General features: G+C 41.8%; 1 protein-coding gene. It reads left to right on the top strand.

Features of this window, described 5'->3' with window-relative positions:
* Positions 1-252: 252 nt before the first annotated feature.
* The coding region (locus ACFIK8_RS11455; RefSeq protein WP_375669500.1) for a GcrA family cell cycle regulator at positions 253-330 on the top strand (78 nt) is incomplete at its 3' end.

The following is a 330-nucleotide window of genomic DNA, read 5'->3' on the forward strand; positions in this document are numbered from 1 at the left end:
CGCAAGTTGGGGAAAACATTCTAAATGGGCTCTTCAAGAGGGAAAGGCTCTTGTCATAGGGTCAGTGCATATTGTAATTTAAATCAGCAGGCAAGATTATGTTTCGGTTTGTAAATTCCACAGGTTGAGGGAAGTTTTTTGTGCTCGGATAGAATATAAATTTTTTTCATTCGGCTCATTGAAAAGATGATTGAAACATTTGAAGGTGCAAAGGGGTGCAATCTCAATGAGGTGATCAGAATGGAGTGCGGTATGGGTTGGACATGTGAACGCGTGGAACTTCTTAAGAAGTGTTGGAGTGAGGGGGTAAGTGCAAGTCAGATTGCGTCT

Source organism: Bartonella sp. MR168JLCBS (assembly GCF_042194175.1).